At 40.4% G+C, this 24,147-nt stretch carries 19 protein-coding genes; 10 read left to right on the forward strand and 9 right to left on the reverse strand.

The window, feature by feature from the left end; all coding sequences use genetic code 11:
• Window positions 1-17: 17 nt before the first annotated feature.
• Complete coding sequence (locus IMPJCBKJ_RS20730; protein WP_346774167.1) at window positions 18-197, forward strand: type II toxin-antitoxin system RelE/ParE family toxin; 180 nt, start codon at window positions 18-20, stop codon at window positions 195-197.
• 10 nt (window positions 198-207) lie between these two features.
• Window positions 208-537, forward strand: a complete 330-nt coding sequence (locus IMPJCBKJ_RS15575) for a HigA family addiction module antitoxin (RefSeq protein ID WP_166340930.1) — start codon at window positions 208-210, stop codon at window positions 535-537.
• Window positions 538-759: 222 nt separating this feature from the next.
• Here IMPJCBKJ_RS15575 and IMPJCBKJ_RS15580 read toward each other — a convergent pair whose 3' ends face one another.
• Window positions 760-2,166 (reverse strand): TIGR00366 family protein, encoded by a 1,407-nt coding sequence (locus tag IMPJCBKJ_RS15580; RefSeq protein ID WP_166340931.1) that lies wholly within the window; start codon window positions 2,164-2,166, stop codon window positions 760-762.
• A gap of 152 nt (window positions 2,167-2,318) precedes the next feature.
• Window positions 2,319-3,539, reverse strand: coding sequence for a Xaa-Pro peptidase family protein (locus IMPJCBKJ_RS15585; RefSeq protein ID WP_166340932.1), 1,221 nt, complete (start codon window positions 3,537-3,539; stop codon window positions 2,319-2,321).
• Window positions 3,540-3,668: 129 nt separating this feature from the next.
• Here IMPJCBKJ_RS15585 and IMPJCBKJ_RS15590 point away from each other — a divergent pair, with 129 nt between their 5' ends.
• Complete coding sequence (locus IMPJCBKJ_RS15590) at window positions 3,669-4,748, forward strand: Xaa-Pro peptidase family protein (protein ID WP_166340933.1); 1,080 nt, start codon at window positions 3,669-3,671, stop codon at window positions 4,746-4,748.
• Between the two features lie 14 nt (window positions 4,749-4,762).
• Here the strand turns inward: IMPJCBKJ_RS15590 and IMPJCBKJ_RS15595 are convergent, their stop codons facing one another.
• Window positions 4,763-5,371: a flavin reductase gene (locus IMPJCBKJ_RS15595; protein ID WP_166340934.1), complete on the reverse strand. Its 609-nt coding sequence runs from the start codon at window positions 5,369-5,371 to the stop codon at window positions 4,763-4,765.
• A 10-nt stretch (window positions 5,372-5,381) separates the two neighbouring features.
• On the reverse strand, window positions 5,382-6,128 hold the full coding sequence (locus tag IMPJCBKJ_RS15600) for an SDR family NAD(P)-dependent oxidoreductase (RefSeq protein ID WP_166340935.1): 747 nt from the start codon (window positions 6,126-6,128) through the stop codon (window positions 5,382-5,384).
• A 424-nt stretch (window positions 6,129-6,552) separates the two neighbouring features.
• Here IMPJCBKJ_RS15600 and ppc point away from each other — a divergent pair, with 424 nt between their 5' ends.
• Window positions 6,553-9,198 carry a phosphoenolpyruvate carboxylase gene (ppc, locus tag IMPJCBKJ_RS15605; protein ID WP_166340936.1) on the forward strand — a complete coding sequence of 882 codons (2,646 nt, stop codon included), beginning with the start codon at window positions 6,553-6,555 and terminating at the stop codon, window positions 9,196-9,198.
• Here ppc and IMPJCBKJ_RS15610 read toward each other — a convergent pair.
• A complete protein-coding gene (locus IMPJCBKJ_RS15610) occupies window positions 9,195-11,225 on the reverse strand; it encodes an ATP-binding protein (protein ID WP_166340937.1) in 2,031 nt (676 codons plus the stop codon). The two genes, ppc and IMPJCBKJ_RS15610, sit on opposite strands and share 4 nt — an antisense overlap.
• Window positions 11,226-11,568: 343 nt before the next feature.
• On the opposite strand from IMPJCBKJ_RS15610, the gene IMPJCBKJ_RS15615 reads away from it, so the two are divergent.
• A complete protein-coding gene (locus tag IMPJCBKJ_RS15615; RefSeq protein WP_054552162.1) occupies window positions 11,569-11,937 on the forward strand; it encodes a hypothetical protein in 369 nt (122 codons plus the stop codon).
• A 165-nt stretch (window positions 11,938-12,102) separates the two neighbouring features.
• Window positions 12,103-13,035: a cytidine deaminase gene (gene cdd / locus IMPJCBKJ_RS15620; protein WP_166340938.1), complete on the forward strand. Its 933-nt coding sequence runs from the start codon at window positions 12,103-12,105 to the stop codon at window positions 13,033-13,035.
• On the opposite strand, the gene udp is transcribed toward cdd, so the two are convergent.
• The gene (gene udp, locus IMPJCBKJ_RS15625) at window positions 13,032-13,787 is read right to left on the reverse strand and encodes a uridine phosphorylase (RefSeq protein ID WP_054552164.1); all 756 of its coding nucleotides are present in this window, start codon (window positions 13,785-13,787) and stop codon (window positions 13,032-13,034) included. The genes cdd and udp overlap by 4 nt on opposite strands.
• 145 nt (window positions 13,788-13,932) lie before the next feature.
• On the opposite strand from udp, the gene IMPJCBKJ_RS15630 reads away from it, so the two are divergent.
• From IMPJCBKJ_RS15630 to IMPJCBKJ_RS15645, 4 genes are all read left to right on the forward strand, one after another.
• Window positions 13,933-14,712, forward strand: a complete 780-nt coding sequence (locus tag IMPJCBKJ_RS15630; protein WP_054552165.1) for a DUF2189 domain-containing protein — start codon at window positions 13,933-13,935, stop codon at window positions 14,710-14,712.
• Between the two features lie 289 nt (window positions 14,713-15,001).
• Window positions 15,002-16,111: an arginase family protein gene (locus IMPJCBKJ_RS15635; RefSeq protein WP_138617340.1), complete on the forward strand. Its 1,110-nt coding sequence runs from the start codon at window positions 15,002-15,004 to the stop codon at window positions 16,109-16,111.
• A 125-nt stretch (window positions 16,112-16,236) separates the two neighbouring features.
• On the forward strand, window positions 16,237-16,929 hold the full coding sequence (locus IMPJCBKJ_RS15640; RefSeq protein WP_166340939.1) for a transporter substrate-binding domain-containing protein: 693 nt from the start codon (window positions 16,237-16,239) through the stop codon (window positions 16,927-16,929).
• A gap of 138 nt (window positions 16,930-17,067) precedes the next feature.
• Entirely contained in the window at window positions 17,068-18,354 is a 1,287-nt protein-coding gene (locus IMPJCBKJ_RS15645; RefSeq protein WP_054552168.1) for a hemolysin family protein, read from the forward strand.
• Between the two features lie 15 nt (window positions 18,355-18,369).
• Here the strand turns inward: IMPJCBKJ_RS15645 and iadA are convergent, their stop codons facing one another.
• The 3 genes from iadA to IMPJCBKJ_RS15660 all read right to left on the reverse strand — a co-directional run bounded on the left by iadA (window position 18,370) and on the right by IMPJCBKJ_RS15660 (window position 24,027).
• Complete coding sequence (gene iadA / locus IMPJCBKJ_RS15650) at window positions 18,370-19,536, reverse strand: beta-aspartyl-peptidase (protein WP_166340941.1); 1,167 nt, start codon at window positions 19,534-19,536, stop codon at window positions 18,370-18,372.
• Window positions 19,537-19,547: 11 nt separating this feature from the next.
• Window positions 19,548-20,957 carry a putative basic amino acid antiporter YfcC gene (gene yfcC, locus IMPJCBKJ_RS15655; protein WP_166340943.1) on the reverse strand — a complete coding sequence of 470 codons (1,410 nt, stop codon included), beginning with the start codon at window positions 20,955-20,957 and terminating at the stop codon, window positions 19,548-19,550.
• Window positions 20,958-21,099: 142 nt separating this feature from the next.
• Window positions 21,100-24,027: a TonB-dependent receptor gene (locus IMPJCBKJ_RS15660; RefSeq protein WP_166340945.1), complete on the reverse strand. Its 2,928-nt coding sequence runs from the start codon at window positions 24,025-24,027 to the stop codon at window positions 21,100-21,102.
• Between the last annotated feature and the right edge of the window lie 120 nt (window positions 24,028-24,147).

Below are 24,147 nucleotides of genomic sequence, written 5' to 3' on the forward strand. Positions count from 1 at the left end.
TATATCGTAAGCTAGAAATATTAGATGCAGCAAAGGCTGAATCTGACTTAAGAGTCCCACCGGGTAACCGGTTTGAACATCTTAAAGGTAACTTGAAAGATTGGTGTTCAATACGAGTGAACAAACAGTATCGATTGATTTTTAAGTGGGTTGATGGTGTAGCAGAAAACACCTATTTAGACCCTCATAAGTATTGAGGTAAGAGTTATGCGTATTACAAAGCGTCGTCCAGTGAGTGTAGGTGAAATGCTGAAGCTAGAGTTTTTAGAGCCTATGGACATTACATCAAAAATTTTAGCTGAAGCAATGGGTGTGCATAGAAATACAGTTAGTAACTTTATTAATGGCGGTAGCTTAACGGCGCCACTTGCAATTAAGCTAGCTGCTGCGTTAGGGAATACCCCAGAGTTTTGGCTTAATATCCAGCACTCCGAAGATTTATGGGATACGAGAAACCGTTATCAAGAAGAGGCTAAATCTGTAAAACCCTTACTTTCTGCTCAAAAAACTTCACTACGTACATCACAAACTATTTAAAGAACTCATAACGTATATTCTTAATCCACAATCTTGATCATTACGGCAAATTCATTTGCTAGTGAAGCTGAGAAAGACGAGTTAAAAGCTTTCGTACAGAAGTTTTTATAATTAGCTTTTCATCTGACAATTATTTGTGGCAAGTAATGCTAAGAGCCACGCTAACACATAGGTGTTAGCGTGCATCATTAATTTAGGAGCCAATTAGCTCACTCAACTAACTTAATTTAGTATGGGCTGCACATCTAAGCCATAGCCAAACATTACAGCTAATACTAATACAACCGATGCTGCGACCATTAGTTTAATTAGTAGTGGTAAACAGAATCTAAACCAATGGCCGTAAGGCACACCAGCCATGCCTAAAATGCCCATAAGTACAGCATTGGTCGGAATGATCATATTTGAAAAGCCATCACCAAATTGATAAGCAAGTACGGCAACTTGTCTTGGTACACCGACTAAATCACCGAGTGGGGCCATGAGTGGCATGGTGACATAAGCTTGCCCTGAACCAGAAGGAATAAAGGTATTGAGTAGGGTTTGAATAACCAGCATGCCAATTGCAGATATTTCAGCAGATACATAAGAAAGCGGTAACGACATGCCATGGACAAGGCTATGCAGGATTTGGCCGTCTTCTAAAATAAGCGCAATACCACGTGCAACACCAATTAACACTGCGGTGGTAACAAGATCAGATACGCCTTCTATAAATTTGTTTGCTGCTTCATCAGCAGATAGTTTGCCTAAAATGGCTACAACCACACCCCAAGCAATAAAAACACCACCTAGCTCGTATAAGTACCAGCCCTTCGTTGCGATGCCCCATACTGCAATTGCTAGGGTAATAATAAAGCTACCTAAAACTAGTTTATGGCGCAGGGCAAGTGCTGGGTAACTTGTTGCTGTTTGATTTTCGAGTGGGCAAGGCACGCCAATCATCATTGATTTAGACGGATCGTGCGCTACCTTTTTGGTGTATTGCCAAACATGATGAAAACCAATGAGCACAAATGGAATAAATATAGCTAAACGTAACCACAGGCCAGAGTAAACAGGAATACCAGCAATTTGCTGTGCGATTAATACCGTAAATGGGTTAAATGCCGAAACACCATAACCAATACCATAACCTGCAACTATCATCCCTACGGCGGTCATTGCATCTAGGCGCATTGCTTTACAAAGCGCGACGAGAATAATAACAAAAGGAATATATTCGCCGGCGGTACCAATACTGCTTGATGCTAAGGCAAAGCAAAACACCACCATAAAGATTAATCGTTGCGGTTTTTTACCGTGTCGCTCTAAAAGCCTACCAATGAGCGCATCAACAGTGCCTGTGGCACGTGCAACAGCTAATACACCGCCCACAATTAACACAAAGAAAATAACATCTTGAGCAGCAGCAAAAGCGCGAGGTATGGCTTGTAATAAATCCCATGGAGTTAAGTAATGGCGCTCAGCAACCGTTTGATAGGTGCCCGCAACAACCATTTCTCGGCCTGATTCACTTAATGTAGTAGTGAAAAAACCTTGTGGTACTAACCAAGTAGCAATAAGCGCAACAACCATCATGCCCAGCAGCAGTATCAGGGTATGTGGAACTTTAAAACGTAAACCCATTTATTCTCCGTAATTATGTTAGGTTAAATTCTTGAAATCATAACATGATAAAAGCGGATAGGTTGTCTCTAAAATGTCCACACTGTTAATGATTGTAATAATTCAGATACAAAAAAGGCCAGAAAACTGGCCTTATAAAGTTTATTTGAATTTTATTTAGCTAACCCAAATGGGTCATCGATGCTATGAGCAGGCTCGGTAAACCAACGCGGACCTTCGTCTGTCATATAAAAGTGATCTTCTAAGCGAATACCAAACTCATCAGGTACGACAATCATAGGTTCATTACTAAAACACATACCTGTTGCGAGTGGGGTAGGGTTACCACCCACGAGGTATGGCCATTCATGAATGTCTAAACCAATACCATGGCCGGTTCTGTGTGGGCAGCCTGGTGTTTGATATTCTGGCCCCATGCCATTTTCGGCAAGATACTTCCTTGCAGCATCGTCTACTTTGCCACATGGCTCACCATTTTTTGCGGCAGCAAAAGCAGCAAGTTGGGCATTTTTCTCGTGTTGCCAAAACGTACGTTGGCGATCGGTTGCTTCACCAAATACATAAGTACGGGTAATGTCAGAGAGGTAATCATGTACTTTACAGCCAGTATCAATCAGTACCACATCACCTTTTTTAAGGGTTTGCGGGTTTTTAACGCCATGCGGGAAAGACGACGCAACACCAAATAACACAATACAAAAATAGTTACCCGGCGCACCGACTTTTTGGTGCGCTTTTTTAATAAAGGCTTCAACCTCAGTTGTGGTGATACCTTCATAAAGCATACTTGCCGTTGCTTTATGTACTTCTAAAGTCATGTCCATAGCACGTTGCATTAAGGCAAGTTCGCTTGCTGATTTATGCATGCGGCAGTGAGCTGTCACGCACTGTGCGTTAACAATGTTGTAATTGCCGTTAGCTTTATTAATGCCGTCGTAGATGAAAAACTGTGCGCTTTCATCAATACCAAGGGTGCCTGTTTTGCTAATGCCCATTTCTGTAAGAACATCTACACATAGTTGATAAGGGTTTTCGTGTTCTTGCCAACCACGAATTGGGCCATCAATCACCATAAAATCGTTTAAGCTGCCGATTTCAAAAAACGGCGCTATGTATTGCACATCACCTTTTGCAGGTAAAATAGCGCCAACTAAACGCTCACTTGCGTACCAACGCATCCCTGTAAAATAGGCTAGGTTAGTGCCTGCATTTAAATAAATTGCATCAATATTGTTTGCTTGCATATACGCTTGTGCTTTTGCGATACGCGCATGAAATTCGTCATTTTGAATAGGGGTTAAATCTGTTGTCATATCTGACAAAGAGTCAAGCGCCTGCTCTGGCGTTTGTGTGCCAATACCATATGTTGTCATTGTGTACTCCTTGGTTTTTTCTGCATTGTGGCTTGAGTAAACAGTTGATGCAAACTCACTGCGACTAATCGCATAATATTCGTATTTATGGACATAACTGTTAGCATGCGCAAAAAATAAGGAGCGACAATGCAAGTTAATTACTTAAAAAGACAAGCTGAATTTAAAGCCTTGCTAGAGCAACAAGGTTACAGCGCCATGTTAGTACTTGGTCATGAAAATATTCGTTACTTAAGTGGTTTTAGCGGTAATGCTGCTTATGCATTAATTACTCAAGATGCGTGTGTGTTGATCACTGATTACCGATACCACCAACGTGCAATTGCTGAAACAACAGGATTTGAAGTTATTTGTCGAGACAGAGACAACGAAACCCTTGGTCATTGTATTAACAGGCACCTTAACCCAAACAGCCATGTCGCATTTGATGCAAGTTATGTCACGGTAGCCATTTGGCAAGGTGTGGCAGATGAGCTAAGCGGCCACACATTAACAGCGGTAAACGGCTTAATTGAAAAACTAAGGCGCGTTAAAGATAGCTGGGAAGTTGCACAAATTAAAGCTGCTGCGGCCATCGCTGATGAAGCATTAGCACAAACGCTGCCTTATTTTAAACCGGGTGTAACCGAGCGTGACCTTGCCCTAGAGCTTGAATTTAGAATGCAAAAGCTTGGTTCAGAAGGAATGTCGTTTGCCACTATCATGCTGTTTGCAGAGCGCTCAGCCTTGCCGCATGGTAACCCGTCAGATCAGGTTTTAAAGCAAGGTGACTTTGTAACCCTTGATTTTGGTGCGGTTGTAAATGGCTATCGCTCTGATATGACCCGCAGTTACATCATTGGCGAAGCGTCAGAAAAACAAACCCGTATTTATAATACTGTTCTTGATGCACAAAATGCGGCATTTGAAATGGTTAAACCGGGTATTAACTGTTTAGATTTAAATGCTATATCAAACAAGGTGATTACTGAGGCGGGCTTTGGCGAATACGCCGGTAAAGGGCTTGGCCATGGTTTAGGGCTGTTTTTACATGAAGTGCCATTCATCAACACATTGACAGACTACAACCTTGAAGTTGGTAATGTGATCACCATTGAGCCTGGCATTTATATACCAGGCTATGGTGGTGTACGCCTTGAAGATGACATAGTTGTCACCGAATCTGGTTTTGAGGTGTTAACCCATGCGCCTAAGCCATTTATAATCTAGTGCTAAATTAAAGGTTACTTTTTAGCATACGCTAAGCGGGCTAAACGTTCAGTTACATGGTAACTATCAAGCCCGCTTACTGCGACTGTATCAATGGCTTCAATATCAACAAAGCCATCTTCTTGCAAGCAAGCCTCATCTAAGTAGATATCGGTTATTTCACCTATGATCAGCTCAGTGCCATTGATGGCAAGGTGGTGGTGTTCTTTCAGCTCAAGCGCATATTTAAGCTTACTTTCTTTAACAAAAGGCGCTGTAAAGTCATTTAGGTATTCAGTAGTAAGCCCTGTTGCATCAAATTCAGACTCGTCTTTATCGTAGCGTGCCGATGTTTGATGTGCTTTGTTATAAATGTCTTTGTTCACATGGTTAATCGTGTACTGTTTAGTGGCTAGTAAGTTCTCTAGGGTATGGCGAGGCACTGAATGAGGCCTAATGATCATGCCGACCAAAGGGGGATGTGCGCCAAGATGAAATACTGAACTTACAATCGCTAAGTTAGTTTGGCCGTTACTATCTTGTGTGCCAACTAAGTTGGCACTTTTAAATCCCGACAAACTATTAATTAAATGAGCGCGGTAGCGGTTTTCTAAATCAGCAATGGCTTGTTTTGTAAAATGCATAAATTTCCTGTTACCAGTCTATGGGTTTTCCTTGCCAGTCAAAGTAGGCAGGGTTTTCTGATTGTTGTAAATAGTCAGCATCACTTATCAATGAATACAGCTGCTCGGCTACAAACTCAGGGGTAAATAACTTTCCTTTGGGTACATTTGCCTGAAAGGGTTTTGATAAAGGCGTATCAGTGGTACCTGGGTGAAATAACACGCAGTGGCACTTTTTATAGCGTCTGCTAAGTTCAATCGCTGCAGATTTAAATAACATATTTAATGCCGCCTTCGATGCCCGATAGCTATACCAACCGCCTAACTTGTTATCACTAATGCTACCAACACGTGCACTAAGAGCACACACCACAGTTGAAGCTTGTGGCTTTAAAAGTATTGAGAATAAAGTCACACAGCGAATTGGCAGTAGAGCATTAGTTGTCATGCTATTTATAAAGTGCTGCTCAGATATTTGCTCAAGTTTACGTTCAGGCGCATTATTTGGATCATGCAATAGGCCGTTAAATATCATCAACTGGGCTAAATCATAGTGGCCACCGGCAAGTTCTTTAGCAATGCCACTTAAGCTTTGCTCTGAATAATCAGTAATAAAATGCTGGTGACTTATCTCATTGCTTGATGACTCATTGAAACTTGCCTTAAATTCATCTCGACTGATGGTGACGATATGACCCGTGTTGATTTGTTTATGAAGAGTAGTGAAATAGGCATTTGCAATTTCACTGCGTGCACCACACAAAATATAGAGTTGCATTTTTGACCTGTTATAAAAATATTTGAAAAAAATTTCGCTCAAACTATCACCAACTAATAAAATGATAGTAGCTCTGTTTGTCTTGAGCTAACCCTACAAACATATAAAAAAAGGCGGGTAAAGATTTGACCATGCAAACATTAAGGATGCCTTAATTTACGGGGATTTTACCTTTTAAATTGGTAAGTCCATTTTACCAATTGAGCTAGCTTTAACGCTTTGCAGCTGACTTAGCTGCGTATTTATTACACTTTTATGTTTATAGATTGGTTATTCTTTTTTACGAGTATGTTAGAAAATTCGATCTATTAAATTAACGCTGACAATGATATTAATAAAAGGGATCAGTATTTAGCTGCGCTCGTGCTTGGCTAAATACTGTGCAGTAAGTACTTTCAACTTAGTTAAAGAAAGGAGTATGAGAATGAGTGAACAATACGCTGCACTTCGCGGTAATGTTAGTATGCTTGGACAAATGCTGGGTCAAACCATTAAAGATGCACAAGGACAAGCCATTTTAGATAAGGTAGAAGAGATTCGCGCTTTATCTAAATCGTCACGTAGTGGTAACGAAGCCGACAGACAGGCGCTTATCGAAGTACTACACGCTCTCACAGATGAAGAACTATTACCGGTTGCACGCTCATTTAATCATTTTTTGAATCTTGCTAATGTTGCTGAACAATTTCATACCGTATCGCGCTTTAATGATGTTGGCTTTTGCCAACTAAACCCTCTCACTCAAACATTAAAAGCGTTAGCAACAGCTTCAAAGCAAGGTCAAGTTGATCCGAATCACTTGGCACAAACACTCTCAAAACTCCACATCAATTTAGTACTGACGGCTCACCCAACTGAGGTGACACGCCGTACAATGATCAATAAACACGTTGAATTAAGTGATTGCCTTGCCTCTTTAGAGCGTAAAGACAACTTACCAAGTGAACGTGCAGATTTATTAAACCGCATTGCCCAACTTATTAGCCAAGCGTGGCATACCGACGACATTCGTCGCTCACGCCCAACGCCAATTGACGAAGCTAAATGGGGTTTTGCGGTTATTGAAAATAGCTTATGGCACGCTGTTCCGCGTTTCTTACGGGAGTTTGGCGAGGACGTAAAATCAGAGCTTGATCTTGAGCTGCCTATTGATTTCAGCCCAATAGAATTTACTTCTTGGATGGGCGGTGACCGTGATGGTAACCCGTTCGTCACCGCTGAAGTCACACAGCAAGTACTTGATCATGGCCGCTGGATGGCACTCGATTTGTATTCGCGTGATATCGAAACGCTAAGCAATGAGCTATCAATGTCGGATGCAAGCGATGAGCTTATTGAGCTTGCAGGTCAAGACTTTGAACCTTATCGTGCGGTACTTAAAAAATTAAAGAATCAAATTGCCGAAACGGTGACCCATTTGGGCGCTAAAATTAAGAATAAGCGCACTGATTCTGAAGATTTAATTACCGATATCGCGCAAATTAAACACCCAATCGAAGTGTGCTATCGCTCGCTTATTAAGACCAACATGAAAGTGGTTGCCGATGGCTTGCTGCTTGATGTTCTGCGCCGTATTAACAGCTTTGGTCTGCGTCTTGCTAAACTCGATGTCCGTCAGGATTCATCGCGTCATGGTGATGTTTTCTCTGAACTAACACGTTATTTAGGGTTAGGTGATTACCATCAATGGCAAGAAGAAGACAAACAAGCGTTCTTACTTGCTGAGCTAAACTCTCGCCGCCCGCTAATTCCAAAGCATTGGCAACCAAGCCCAGAAGTACAAGAGGTGCTAGATACATTTGATGTAATTGCAGCGCAAGATGCTCAAACATTTGGCTTGTATATTATTTCGATGGCACGAACTGCATCTGATGTACTGGCAGTACAGTTATTGCTCAAAGAAAGTGGTTGTAAGTTTAACTTACCGGTTGCGCCATTATTTGAAACGTTAGACGACTTAAATAATGGTAAAGAGGTTATCGAATGTTTACTTGATAACACTTGGTACCGTGGTCATATTCAAAACCAACAAAATGTCATGATCGGCTACTCAGACTCAGCAAAAGATGCAGGCATGATGGCTGCTGGTTGGGCACAATATGAAGCTATGGATAAACTTGTTCAATTAGCCGAAAATCGCGGTATTGAGCTTATTTTATTCCACGGCCGTGGTGGTACTGTTGGTCGTGGTGGCGCGCCAGCTGCACAAGCACTTCGCTCACAGCCTCCAGGTTCATTAAAAGGTGGCCTACGTGTAACAGAGCAAGGTGAAATGATCCGCTTTAAGTTTGGTTTGCCTGCTGTTGCCCTGCAAAGCTTAAATATTTATGCTGGTGCAGTTCTCGAGAGTAACTTGCTACCACCGCCAGAGCCGAAGAGCGAATGGCGTGATGTTATGGAACTTATTAGTGCTGATTCGTGTGAGCATTACCGCCAAGTTGTGCGCCATGATGAAAACTTTGTACCTTACTTTAGAATGGCAACGCCAGAGCAAGAGCTATCTAAATTACCACTTGGTTCTCGCCCTGCGAAGCGCAACCCGAACGGTGGGGTAGAAAGTCTTCGTGCTATTCCATGGATCTTTGCATGGAGCCAAAACCGTTTAATGCTGCCAGCTTGGTTAGGTGCATTAACTGGCCTTAAAGCTGCTTTAGATAAGTATGGCATCGAGACACTTCACGAAATGAGCTTAAAATGGCCATTCTTCCGTGCTCGTTTAGAGATGCTAGAAATGGTATTTAGTAAAGCCGATTCATGGTTAAGTGCGCACTACGATGATGCATTAGTAACTGAGCAATATAAGCCATTAGGCGTGAAGCTTCGTCAAGAATTGAGTGAGGCTATTGAGCTTGTGCAATCGCTGAGCCCACAAAAGAGCTTACTTGCAGACCAACCTTGGATCAAAGAGTCAATCGCGCTGCGTAACCCGTACACAGATCCACTTAACTTATTACAAGTTGAGTTACTGCGTCGTTCACGCGAAGCTGACGTGGGCTCTGAAGGCGATATTGATAATGCCTTGATGATCACTATGACAGGTATTGCCGCAGGTATGCGTAATACCGGTTAATAGCTAGTATCATCAACCAATCGAGCATCGATTGGCAGGCTAATAACAAATCGTGCGCCGTGTTCATAAGGCTCGGCGCATATTTCTCCTTTCAAATTAAATTTAACTGCATTAAAAACAACATTTAACCCAAGTCCTAGGTGTTTATCGCCCATATTAGTGGTATAAAAAGGAGTAAAGATATCATGCAAGATAGCTTCCTTAATACCGACCCCGTTGTCTTGATAAATAATTTCGACATGCTTAGGAAAACCTTTAATCTCGATCTCAATTAAGCCGTGTAGCTTTATTGCAAAACCATGTTCGCAGGAATTAATGATTAAGGTTTTTAATATGTCACCAATAATTGCAGGGTAAGAAGTTATTACAACATTATCGCCCTGAATATCGAATTTAATACACTTTCCTAAATAACTTGAGAAAGGCAGAACTCTGCGTGATATTTCTTCTTTTAGGTTAAACTGGACTAGCGGTTTATCTAAATCAATAGACACATTGAGTGCCTTAAATTCTTCGACAATACTGGCAAGTCGAGCGATGCTAGCCTGTATTAAATCTTTTGCATCGTTTGTATCGTTTAAAAAGCTATGAAGGTGCTTGCTAGATAGCTCTTGAGATTTAAACTTTTGGCAAATAAGTGTAAGTTGATCATCAATTAAAGAGCTAGCGGTTACAATGGTGCCAATGGGCGTATTTAATTGATGCGCCATACCAGATACTAATGCGGTTAACGATGCTATTTTTTCGATTTCAATAAGTTGTGCTTGTGTGTTATGAAGTTTTGTTAATGTTTTAGACAGGGCATTCTTTTGTTGCTTCGTCCTCACTGTCATCAACGTTAATACGATTAAAATTGAGCATAAGGCAATAGCAATCGCCATAAAGATCACTTTATTTGCTTTATTTTTTGAAGCCTGAACTTGATTTGATTTAGTTAAAAGTTCTATTTCTGCTTCTTTAGTCGTTATATCTAATTCTGCTAACGCTTTGGCAAGATTAGTACTGGTTTGTCTTCTTAGAATTTTTTCTTGAGTTTCATAGAGCTGTTTGTATGCATCAATTGCTGCATGGTAGTTTTTTTGTTGTAAATGCAAAGAGGCTGATAGCTCTAGTGTAGCTAGCAATAATTGATAGTCAGAGATTTTTTTATTTTTTAAATCAATTGACTGAATTTGTGCTAGAGCCAATGCAGGTTTATTTTGGGCTTTGTATGTTTTAGCAAGTTCTAATATTACAGCAAGCTTATCGCTTTGAAGATTATTCTCATTTAGTAAATTGAGTGCTTTTTTCAATATTATTTCTGCTTTTTTATATTGTGCTTGAGAGTTATAAATTTTTCCCTGAGTGGTTAGATTAACTATTTGGTGTGAAAGAAAGTCGTTGCTTTTCTGAAAGTTATATATGTTACTAAGTAGTTCTAATGCTTGGTCATATTTTTTTAAACCAAGCAAAGCCTTAGCAAGAAGATTACTCGTAAACGACTCATTAAAGGTATGGTTATTTGTTTTGCTGTACTCTCTAAATTTTTTAAATATTTCTGCTGCATTGTTATATAGGTGTAATTTTAAGTAGATAACAGCGATGTTGTTTTCAGTTTGCATTACAAGGTTATTATTCCTCATCTTTGCAAAAGGGAGCGCTTGTTTGTAATGATTAAGTGCTTCTTGATATAACCCTAAATGGGAATAGATATTTCCCGAAATATTATAGTAGCCATACATCAGACTCTTATCTTTCGATTTGGCAACCATACTCTCGAACTCTACAAGCGTAATCATCGCTTCATCTAGTTTATTATTACCAGATAAAACCCACGCTTTATAGTTAGTCATAATGATCTTCTGTTCAAGATTCAACTCAGAATTGGCTAGTATTTTATTTACTTCTTCTAAACCTAGCTGTCTTGAGTTTGCGTAAGTGTTTCTGACTTGGTTGCGTAGTTTTTCAAATTCTGTTGCTGTAATTGCGGTTGCTTGCAAAGGAACTGACAAAAACATGCCTGCGATAATTGGAACCATGAATCTCATGATTTATTCCTATCCAAGCAAACATGTATCATCTGACAATACGTGTTTACTCTACTGCTTTAAGATGATGTTCATTGTAAGTTTTCACTCATTTTAAGGGCATCTGAAAAGGCTTAAATTAAAGGCAGAATTCTCGTGCATGTTTAAAAAAAGCATTAAAGGTTAATTTAAGGTAACGCCAAAAATGTATTTTTCTAGTTATAAATTCTTATATTTAATGCTGGTCATACCTATTTAATTGCTAGCTATTGACTAGGTTAGGGTTATAAATAAAATATGCTGGCTTTCAACTCTGAGAGCTAGAGTTAACCCCTAACCACTCACGCAGTTTAAGAGTATTTTTATGTCAAACGTGTCTACTTGCATTACCTATGATGCATCTACGTCGTTAGTTATGATGACGTTAAGAGGGACGGCAAGCGCACAGGATGTGATTAACTTTTACCAAATCGCCCAACAATACTCAGTATTATATGGGTCAGATAAAATACTCGTTGACGTGTCTGAGTTGACGCACAATTTCGCACCTGCTGATTTATTCACAATTATGCCGGCAGTGGCAAACTCTTTGAAAGAAGCTGTTGTAGCAATTGTCGTAAGTTTTGATGGTTTTATGCACGACTTATTTATGCAAAAAGCAAAGCGCTATAACTTACAAGCTGAAAACTTTGAATGTTTTAACAAAGCAAAAAATTGGCTGGTTCGTCAATAATTGGTCGAGCTAGTCATCGCTATTTTGTTGTGTATATCTGGGCTTACAAATACCGCTAATTTTTAGCTTTTATTGTGCGATTTACCTTGATGTTTACCGCCAAAACCTAGCAATTCATTACGTAACCTTTTAAACTGTTTAGCCAATTAATAATTATAATTTGTTATGACAGCAACTAGGATAGATGCAAGCAAACTAGCTCAAAATTCAGAGCCGTTTAGCTTCAATGAACAACAAAAAAATTCTCTTTTTGCCCAGCTTAAACAGCAACGTGGCATCTTATCTCAATCTGATATTTCTTCTCTTTGTCAGCAGTTTCAAGTTAGCCAAATTGAGTTACTAAAAGCCTGTGTACCCGTTGCAAGTTTATTTTCTGTGGCGCCTATTTCTAAATTCTACGTGGGCGCTATTGCAGTTGGGTTAAATGAGCAAGGCGAAACAAATTTCTATTTTGGCGCTAATGTTGAGTTTTCTCATCAAGCCTTGAGTTTAGTCGTTCATGCTGAGCAATCAGCGATTAATAATGCATGGCTTAATGGCGCGCAAGCAGTACAAAGAATTGCAATCAGTGACGCTCCTTGTGGCTATTGCCGTCAATTTATGAATGAATTGAGTACTGCAGACTCACTTGAGATTTTATTGCCAGAGCGTGACTTTAACCTTCATGAGTTATTACCTTATTCATTTGGCCCGAAAGATTTAGGTAATGATGCGTGTTTATTTTCGCATAAGCAAAGTGATAAACAATTTGCCGACCTTACCATTGATGACGCAAAACTTATTCAATTAGCACTCAATGCATATGTGCCATACACAGGTAATTTTAGTGCTGTTAAATTAAGTACATTTACCGAAGGGGATTTTTACGGAAGCTATGCCGAAAATGCTGCCTATAGTCCAAGCCTTTCGCCATTACAAAGTGCATTGAGTCAGTTTTATCTTGCGGGTTTAAGCTTTGATGATAAAACAGTTAAGTCGATAACCTTGTTAGAAACACAAGGGGCAGAAAATCAATATGAGGTGGCTAAATCTGTGCTGGCAAGCTTTGCAAACCCACCAGCATTTGAGCACTATATTGCGAAATTAAGTAACGCTTAATTAAGCAATAGTTTTGCAGCTTCAATGACGACGGCGACTGATTTTTTCTCAATCTCGCCGTGGTCAACATTCGGAATCTCTTGTTTAGTACGATTTACTAAAACACCTGCAACACATGCTGCGCGTAAGCCAAGGGCAGCACACATAGTAAATAGTGTTGCTGATTCCATCTCGTAGTTCATCACACCTAGTTTTTGCCACTCTTCACAGCTGCCTTGGAATGAGCGCGGAACATAACCTGAATAAGTATCGTAACGCTCTTGACCTGGGTAGAATGTGTCACTTGATGCAGTAATACCAATGTGGAAATTAATTCCTAATTTATCACATGCATTGACCATTGCTTGTGTAGCAAAAAAGTCAGACACAGCAGGGTAGCTTAGTGGTGCAAAATGCTGGCTTGCGCCATCTAATCGAACAGATGCTTGGCTAATTAAAATGTCGCCTTCATTGATGTGCGGCTGAATAGCACCGGTCGTGCCAATTCGCAAAAAGGTATCAATACCAAGTTGGGCAAGCTCTTCAACAGCAATTGAAGTAGATGGGCCGCCAATACCGGTTGAACAAACGACAACACTGTGGCCGTTTAGCTCACCACGGTAAACATGAAATTCACGAGTCTTCGCTAAGCATTCAGGGTTATCAAGAAGCGTAGAAATGCGTGCTGAGCGGTCAGGATCGCCAGGTACGATAGCAAGAGTTGCCCCTTTTAAGTCGTCACGTGTGATCCCTAAGTGAAATACCTTTTCCATTATTAAACCTTATTTTTGTCTAAAGCGTAATACTTTAATCATATGTGTTTAAAGTACAGGACAGATGTCCGATTAACTTAACAATGTTGCAAGAATTGCACAGTTAACCTAAACCTAAAGATGTCACCTTTAATGAGGATACATTATGCCAGCATCATCTTCTATGAACAAAAATCACGAATTTGCTCGTTGTTTAGAGAGCTCTCAAATATCTGCATCTGCACCGTTTCATTGGTTAGCACTTGCATTTAAGGACATCGCTAATGCGCCAATACTGAGTCTTGTCTACGGATTAGTATTTACCTTGATACCAGCGACAATTATGTATTTTGTATATCAGTTTGATACGCACTTAGTTATTTTGCCTGCTGTGGTTGGCTTTGCATTAATAGGCCCTGCCTTTGCTGCTGGCCTTTATGATGTGGCGTGGGAGCTTGAAAAAGGCCATAAACCTACTCTAATGCATAGCCTTAAATCTATGTTTAGAAACCCAGCAGGTGAATGGGGCTTTGCGGTGTTACTAATGGTGATTATGATTGTTTGGATGCGTTTAGCTGCGCTCATCCACGCCCTATATCCGAATGTTGTTAACCCGAGTTTTGAGCAATTATCGGCGTTTTTAACGCTCGGTAGTATTGTCGGTGGTATTTTACTTGTCACTGTATTTGCTATCTCTGCGTTTACCCCGCAAATTATGATGGAGCGCCGAGTTGATATCATGACTGCGGTAATTTCTTCGATGAACGCGGTTAAAACCAATTTTGCTGCCATGGTTGTTTGGGCTGGGATAATACTCTGTTTAGTGTTTGTTGGTTTTATTACAGGCACTGCTGGGTTTATTGTGATTATGCCTTTATTAAGCTACGCCAGTTGGCATGCATACATTGCTGTTATCAAAACCAAGAAGCCAAGAGGCTACGAATAATGAGTATTCACTTCGTTTGAATATAAATCTATAGCGGCAATCGACTCGGTTGCCGCAAAATTTGACTTTCTTTTCGCGCATGTTATACCTGCCAAAATACAGCGCTCTAATTTGACTAGAGCAGTTTAAATTCATCTGCATTGAAAATATAATCATTTAATATCAGTAAGTTATAGGTTTGGTTGAGCAATTCATTGTTGAGTCTTAAAAATCTTAACTATACACAAACCTGATTGCGCAAGTTTTTTAATTACGCATGAATATGCAGATAATAATCAGCGGAGTAGAGATGAGTAACACACAAAAAGCATTCCACGAAAAACTAAGTCAGTGTCTTTGTCCTCCTGGCGATGGTGTATTTACAGTAAATACAGCAAAAGAGCGTAAAGATGCGTTGCGTACTAAATTATACGGTCAAACAGACAATGTTGATGTGCTTTGGAAAGAGTCACTTGAAACATTGGCAGAGTCTGAGCACAAAGCCGTTATTTTAGGTATTAGCTCTGACTGCGGCGGTGGTATATTACGTGGTGCTAACTGGGGACCTCTTTTTTTACGCTCTACCTTGATTGATCAACAACCGCAAGCACGCGCTTTTGATTTAGGTGATGTGCGTGTGATCCCACATTTACTGCATGATAAATACCTTAACGATGCGACCATCACAAACTGCCAAAAAGCGTTATATGCTGATGAAAACAGTGAATACCATGTATCACCTTTGTCTATCACTGAAGATGTCTGTGACGGCTTTTATGCGAACTACCCTGATAAGGGTATTTTTGGTATCGGTGGCGACCACTCAATTAGCTACCCGCTAACTAAAGCTTACTTAAAAGCAAAACGTGATGCTGGCAAACGCACTGCAATCATTCACTTTGATGCTCATACAGATTTATTAGTAGAGCGTCTTGGTATTGATTTATGCTTTGGTTCTTGGTGTACACATATTCTTGAGTACTTACCAGCGCCACGTAACCTAATTCAATTTGGTATCCGCTCTAGTGGTAAGCCTAAGCAACATTGGGAAGACACGTTTGGTGTTAAACAACATTGGGCCCACGAAATTATCGAACGTGGCTCTAAAGCAGTTGCTGATGAAGTGATTGCACAGCTCAAAGCAGATAATGTTGATGAGCTTTATGTGAGCTTTGATATTGATGCGCTTGATGAAAGCTTTGCTTCAGCGACAGGAACACCAGAAGCCGGTGGCTTAACACCTCAGCATGCATTAGACATTCTTGTTGCATTGGCTGACGAGTTCCCAATTACAGGTGCTGATATGATGGAAATCGCGCCATTCACCGACAGCTCACTAATCGGCCAAACAAGTTCTGAAACGACACTCAGAGAAGGTGCTAAAATCTCTGCATTTTTGATTGGTGCAATGAATAAGTAATTCATTTTGCAATATTAGCGGAAACTTAGTTTCCGCTAATTGTTTATTTCTATTTTACATTTCAAATTTCATCACCTCGCGCTATATTTGTATAAAAAATAATTATAATTTCCGGTATAGCGATTATGCATAAGCTCTTTATCTTACTTTGTTTACTAGTGTCTCTACCTGTATTCTCTGCAATTACAGTGGTCACTGAAAATTTACCGCAGTTACAGTATCAAGATGAGAATGGTGAGTTAGTGGGGACTGTAGTTGATAAAGTACTAACATCGCTCAAGCAAAGTAACATCAACTATGAAATTTCTGTGAACCCTTGGTCTGTTTCTTACAATGCGGCTCTTAGAGATGAAAATACATGTATATTCTCAATAGCTAGATTACCTGCTAGGGAGCGTGATTTTATCTGGTTGTCAAAACTTGGACGTTTCTCTGCTTCATTTTATTCGTTTAATTTTCAGCAAATTTCAATTAGTCATTTACAACAAGCTAAGCAATACCGTATTGCGGTGCTAAAAGATAATTACTCTCATATTTTCTTAAAAGAACATGGCTTTGATGAAACAAATCAGCTGATATTACTTGATAGTTTTGACAATATTTATGATGTGTTAAAAAGTCGTCGAACGAGCATAGATTTAGTCGTTTTAAGTGATCAACAATTTAATTTTGAATTACAAAAAGACTCTACACTCAACTCACTAAAACCAGTGTTTAGTATTCCTGTTGTTAATCCTGACTTATATTTTGCTTGTAATAAAAATATGAACACTGCATGGCTTGAGAAGTTAAGTAAAGCCTTTGCTGATTACGATTAAAAATAGCACTTGTTGATTGTAATAAAGCGGCTATAATCAGCTGCTTTTTGTCCATTCTCGCCAAACTCTAGCTAGCAAAACGAGCAAAAAGTTGTTTGCATTCAACACCCTGAATGCGTTTAAATGTTAGGAGTTACAATGAGTGACTTACTCATTATTATTATTTTAATTCTGATCAGTGCGTTGTTTGCTATGAGCGAAATTGCAATAGCAGCATCACGCAAGATTAAATTACGAGTAATGGTGGACGAGGGGAGTTCTAAAGCCCAAGCGGTGCTGGCGTTGCAAGAGCAACCTGGTGCTTTCTTTGCCATGATACAAATTGCCCTAAATGCAATTGCCATTTTGGGTGGTATTGTTGGTGAGCAAGCATTATCGCCTTATATCGAACAAATCTTAGGTATGATTTACCAAGGACCTTTACTAAGCCAAATCAGCTTTTTGATTTCGTTTTTGAGTATTACCTCTTTGTTTATTCTATTTGCTGACTTATTACCTAAACGGTTAGCGATGATTATGCCGGAAGCCGTTGCAGTTAATGTGGTTTCAATAATGCGCTGGGTAACTTTTGCGCTAACACCCTTTGTCGTTTTCTTTAATGGAATTACCAACCTGATTTTGCGCGCGTTTAAAGTACCCGCTGAACGAGAAGACATTGTTACGACAGAAGACATTGTGGCGATGATGGATGCAGGGGCAGAGTACGGTAGCTTACAGCAACAAGAATATGAGTTAATTGGCAATGTATTCGATTTAGAAGCGCGTTTTTTATCGAGTGTAATGACTCCTCGTGATCAAATTGTCTATTTTGATGTTAAAGCTGATGCTCAAGAAGTGGCGACCAAAATTATCGAACATCCACATAACCACTTTTTAGTCTGTGATGGTAATTTAGATAAATTAATAGGTTCAGTTGAATCAAAAGATATTTTGCGCAAAGTGCTTAAAGGGCAAAGCGCCGAAATTGATAATGAATTGATAAGCCAAGATATTTTTTATCTTCCAGAAACATTGAGTTTGTCTGAAGCTTTAAACACATTCAAAAAAGCGGCTGAACCATTTGCCGTTGTGGTTAACGAGTATGCACTCATGGTAGGTATTGTCACTGTCAAAGATTTAATGAAAGGCTTTATGGGGGATTTAATTAGCCATCAAGGCGAAGAGTTAATTATTCAACGTGATAATTCATCTTGGCTGGTCGATGGTTTAACACCTGTGGTTGAGCTTGCTAAGGTACTTGAAATTGAAGAGTTCCCTGAGCAATCTCATTACGAAACAGTCGCAGGGTTTTTGATCTACACCATGAAACGCCTGCCTAAACGCGCTGAGTTTATCAATTTTGGTGGCTATAAGTTTGAAGTTGTCGATGTTGAAGGAGTGAAAGTCGAGCAACTACTCGTTACTCGCATTTCGGATACTGTTTAGGCCGCCGATGCGGCCTTACTCAAAGGCGCCTTTCACAAGGGCGTTACCTTTGCTTACCATATGAACACCCTTTGACCAGCATTCTGTTGGCGCAAGCGTTGTTTTATTAAGTAGTACAAGATCGGCATCTGCATTTTGTTTAATGACACCTTTATTGATACCCAGTATCTGTGCAGGGTTTGATGTAATCGCCATTAAAGCGTGTTCAATCGAAACATTATATTTTTGCACTGCTTCTACAAACGAACCATGCAATGTAGACTCTTTACCTACTTCAAGGCCAAGCAGATTATAGCTTTTGTCAAAAATAGGGAGACTTGCATGGCCATCAGAGCTCATAGTGAGCTTTGTAGGGTCGACCTTATTCTCTAGGCAATAAGCGAGTGCGTGTGCGGCAGAGTATTCACCATGAGCAAGGTCATACTCGGTTGTACTTGTTGTAAAATCGATAGTGCCACCAGCTTTACAAAACTCTACCCCAGCATTAAGTAAGTCGATATTTCGATTCATGTGAGTTGGGTAAAATTGTGCCAGTGAAATATCGGTTAGCTTATCAACCTCATGTAATAACGATAAATGTGTATCAACAGGGCCAACATGAATGCTGACTGTGCCTTTTTTACCACTTAACATGCCTGCCACTTTTGCCTCAGCGGCAAGCTCTGCCAGCTGTTGCACCGTGGGTTGGCTACTACGATGATCAGATATAGCAACTTCACCCACACCAATAAACTCATCAATGTACATTAAATCGCTGGTGACTGAGCCAGTCAGTGTTTTCGCAGGTAAATGATATGAGCCCGAATGACAAAACACGTTGAGCCCAAGCTCTTTCAGCTCTTTTGCTTTAGCAATCAGGTTACTATGAGTTCGGCTACTTGAGTCAGTGCCAAGGGCTGCAATAACGGTTGTTGTGCCATGCAATGTTGCATCAGTCAGGTTCATTTCTGGAGTTCTGCTTGCAAAGCCAGCTTCGCCGCCTCCGCCAGTTATATGAACGAGTGAATCTACAAACCCTGGGACTAAAATACAATGAGTGCCATCGACTGTGGTAATCCTCTGATAAGTATCGATGGTGATTTCAGGCTGTATATCAACTATTTTTCCGCCAGCAATAAGAACATCTTGAGTGCCTAAAGGTGAGGGGGCGAAAACGTCTGCGCCTTTTATAAGTGTTAACATAATTAAATCTTTTACTGATAGTTAATAAAGTGTGCGAGAAAAATAAAGCAGCTAGCAAGGCCAAACAAAGCTAAAGTGAAGCGCCAAATAAAACGTGCCCATTCACTCCAATCTAATTTAACAATACCTAAACAGCCAATGAGACTAGCAGAAGTCGGAATAAAAATATTGGTTAAACCATCACCCAACTGAAATGCTAACACCACAATTTGACGTGATATATTTAATAAATCACCGAGCGGTGACATTAGCGGCATCGTTATGGCTGCTTGTCCAGAGCCTGACGAAACAAAGAAGTTAAATACACTTTGAAATAATAGCATGCCCCAAGCCGCAATATAGTCGGGTACAACTGAAATGCTGGTGGCACTGTAGTACAGCAAGGTATTTAGAGTTGAAGGCGAGGTTAAGTCACTACCGCCAAGTATTATAATAACGCCTTTTGCAAGTGCCACTAAAAGCGCTGCAGGTAGCAGTTCTTGAGCACCTTCTTTAAATGCGTTTGCGCTTTCATTGGCAGTTTGTTTTTTAAATAGGCTGGCGATTACAGCACAAGCAATCCCTAGGCAAAAGAATTGCGCTGCTAATTCAGGAATATAATACTGCCTAGCCATCACGCCCCAAATAACCCAAACAATGCCAGCAATAAAAGTAAGTAAGATTAGTTTATCTGCGTTATCTAAATTTATTGCACTGTCTTGGTGTTGGTTAGATTGTTGCTTAGTGGCTCTGATAGAGTTGGCATAGCGAATAGTGAATACAAGGCCAAATGAAGTAAAAACAAGCCAAGCAACCATTCTGAACCCTGCGCCAGAAAAAACGGGAATTTCAGCTATAGACTGAGCTATGGCAATGCTAAACGGGTTCATCCATGAGGTGGCAAAGCCAATTTGTGTAGCAACATAGGTTGTTAATACCGTTACTTTTGCGTCATAGCCAAGTTGTTTCATAATCGGGAATAACACAATACAAAAGGCAATGGCTTCCTCACCCATGCCGAAAACCGCACCACCTAAAGAGAAAAGCACGAACAAGAGAGGAATGAATACCCACTCAATATGTTGTGTTTTATTGATCAGTGCCATGATGCCGTTATTTACCGCACCGGTTTTTAAGATAATCCCAAACGCACCGCCAGTGATTAAAATAAACGCCATCACACCAATCGCTGCGCCATACTTATCACCTGACACTAATCCTTCAAATAAGACATTAGCTAGGCCAATTTCACCACCTTCTGCAAATAATGCTGGCGGGGTATGATCTGAGGCTGTTTGATATTGTGATAATTCAACACTATGGCTATCTTTTTCGGCATTAAATACACCGGGGGTTATAAATAGGCTGGCAAAATAGGCGATAACTGCGACGCACAACAAAATGATGCTCGCATCTGGCATCGCAAACTGTTTGTTTTTCATAAAGTCACTTAAATGTCATTCGACGTTTATAAGATAAGCAAGGTATTGTAGCCCTTGCTAAGAAAGATTAATACTGAGAGTCGTCAGTTTAAGATAACGTAAGCTCAAAAGTGTGGGCGACGATTAAGCCGCCCATACCTTGCTAAAAGCGATAGCTCAAACTTAACGTATAGCGACTGCCATAAGCATTATGGTTTATAGAATCAAAACCTCGACTTGAACCATATAGTTTAGGTGGTTCTTTATTAAAGATATTATCGATACGAGCACGGATTGATAATGCATCATTGATAAAATACCCGGCTGATAAATCCCATACTAGCCAGTCATCAACATCACGCTTTAACTCATCATTAAGCTCGCCAAGTTCTTCTAGCTCGTCTATTTCACGGCCACGAAGCCCTTCAATATCATCCTCATAGCTACTGGTATAATTGGCACCTAGATTTATGTAATAACTCTCGGCATCCCAATCGATAGAGAATCTGCCAACATTTTCAGGGTAGCGATAAGTGCCGATTAGCTTTTCGATTGCATCTGAACCGGGTTTATTTCTCTCAAACTCTAAATAGTGTGTACCATCAAGGGCAAACGTTAAATCACCTTCAGCTAAGCGAAAACGATGATCAAATTTAAAGTCGATACCCGCTAAGGTTTGCGTGCCGGTATTTTCAAGAGGAATAACATGGTCTCTAAATAGCGGCAGGAATAACTCATCTTCTCGCGGATTAAATTCACTAATATAGTTTGTTAGGATCTCTGAAAGATTAGCGCCATCACTTTCGATATTAAGGCCTGCATTATCGGTTACTTCACACAGCTGCTGCTCGTACGAAATACCTTGTTGTCCTTGTGGTACTAAGCCACAGTGACGAAGAGACGCGTCCGTAATTGCTCTATCAAGCACGGCAGTCATATTGGTATCGATGACTTGTTCATGATCAAAATGCCAATAATCGACGGTTAGATTGGTATTTACAGATGGACTCCATGCAAAGCCAATGCTGAGCGCTTCAGACTCCTCGGCTTTGAGTGCTTGATTACCAAGTTCTAGGCTGTTAACACTGACTTCAGTACCATCACCCATACAGTATAAATCTGCAACAGCCTGATTTGCGCCGCAATCAAAGCTTGATTGTGTGGTACGTAATTTTACGCCAGCTTGAGTTAATGAAGGTGCTCTAAACGACGTTGACCAAGAGCTCCTAATAATTAGAGAATCTGAAGGGCGGTAGCTTAAACCCACTTTAGGGTTAAACGTTCCACCAAAGTCATCGTAATGATCGTAACGACCAGCAACTTGCAGTTCTAGCTGCTCAGTAACTGGCATATTCAACTCTACAAATGCAGCGTACTGCGTACGGTCTGCTTCTGATAAGCTCGAGCCAAAACCAAAAACATCAACTAAATAACCATTTTCAGCACGCGCTTGAGAGTCTAAAGACGGAATATCTTTTAACTCTTCTCGGCGAGCCTCAATACCAAATGCAGCATAAATGGGTAACTCATTAAATGTAAATAAGTCGCCATTAAAGTTTAAATCCCATCCGTAGACTGTACTTTCACCACTTCTACTAGGGTTTGCTTTTGCAAGCTCAAGCACCGCATCATTATTAGCATCACCTTGTAAAAAAGGGTTGTAGAATGGCATCAACTGACCTTGCGCACAATTGAGCTGAGTTCCATCAAATGTAGCTAATGAACCGTCGGAGCATAATTCACCAGTGATTGCAGCATGAAATTGGTAGCGGTTGTAAATACCATCAATCGCTTCTTGCTCTGACTTAGAACGAGAAAATGTTACACCTGACTCCCAACTCCAGTCACCAATGTAACCGGCTAGGCTACTGACTAAGCGAAAGTTTTTAGTTTCAACTTCAACAGTTCGTGGTGAATTAAAACGTGCATCAAATGCAAAGCCATACACATCTCGACCCGCTTGAGTGGTAAATGGATCAATATAAAGCTGGTCCATTAAGTCGTTACTGCCATCAGCGTTATCATAAATGAATAGCGCATCTTCTATGATAAACGGACCATCATCGTCGTTTATTTGATTGATTGGTGCAGGTGATGAATAGGCTTTTGATTTAGTTTGGCTATAGAAGAAATCGGTATGCCAATCTAAATCACCTAAGGTGCTGTTGAACATGAAGCCAGTTGATAGGCTTTCAAATGGGGTTTCTAGGTAATCATCTTGGTTTGCATAGTAAGCACAAATTTGCTCACCATGCTCAGTCGTGACAAGCTCTGTTTTACAGTTTGGAGCTGGTAGTTCATTGCCATCTCGGCTGCTGAAGTAATAAATGTTTGGTGAGTTCTCAAGTTTCTGTAAATATGAGTAACCATTTACTAGATTAGGCGTTGCGGTATAACTTCTGTCGGTCGCTTTAAAGGCATTGCGGTCGTAAATATCAGCAAATACCGTTAAGTTACTTTCACCGATATTGGTTCCGTAGACTAAGTTAAGTTGCTTCTTAGCTTCGTCATGACTGTCAAAGCTATTGGTGTAAGAAGTGTTTACTTCAGCTCCTTGATAGTCATCTTTGAGAATATAGTTAATAACACCGGCTACTGCATCAGCTCCATAAATTGCTGATGCGCCAGTGGCTAAAATATCAATGCGCTCGATTGCAGCAAGCGGAATTGAATTTACATCAACAAAGTTTTCAGTGCCTGCTGCGAACGAGCTTGGTGCAACACGGCGGCCATTAATGAGTGTTAATGTGGCTGAGGGACCCATACCTCTTAAGCTTGCAGCGGATTGACCCGCTGGCGTTGAGGTTGATGTACCACCACTTTCAGATGTTGAAAAGGTACCGGAACCGCCTTTAAAAACCGATAAATCTTTTAATAATTCATGAATAGTGTTCGCTCCTGAGCGCTTGATTGCATCTTGGTCAAGCACTGTAAGCGGGATGGTTCCTTCTAAATCAACCCCTTTAATTCGTGATCCTGTTACTTCTACTCGTTCAATTTTTTCTGATTGTTGGTCGTTTTGAGCATACACAGTTTGTACTGGGCACAGCACAGCACTGATTGCTACAGCAATTGATAACTGACGAAACATATTGATTTACCTTTGTCTTAAAAAACACACGGCAAAACCGTGACGTTTTGAATAATTGTTATAATTTTTTAGACAGGGCAGTGGGTTATAGACACAACTAGCCCCTCACAGGAAGTGAGG

It is taken from the genome of Pseudoalteromonas sp. MB47, assembly GCF_011319765.1.
In the GTDB taxonomy this organism is placed as follows: domain Bacteria; phylum Pseudomonadota; class Gammaproteobacteria; order Enterobacterales; family Alteromonadaceae; genus Pseudoalteromonas; species Pseudoalteromonas simplex.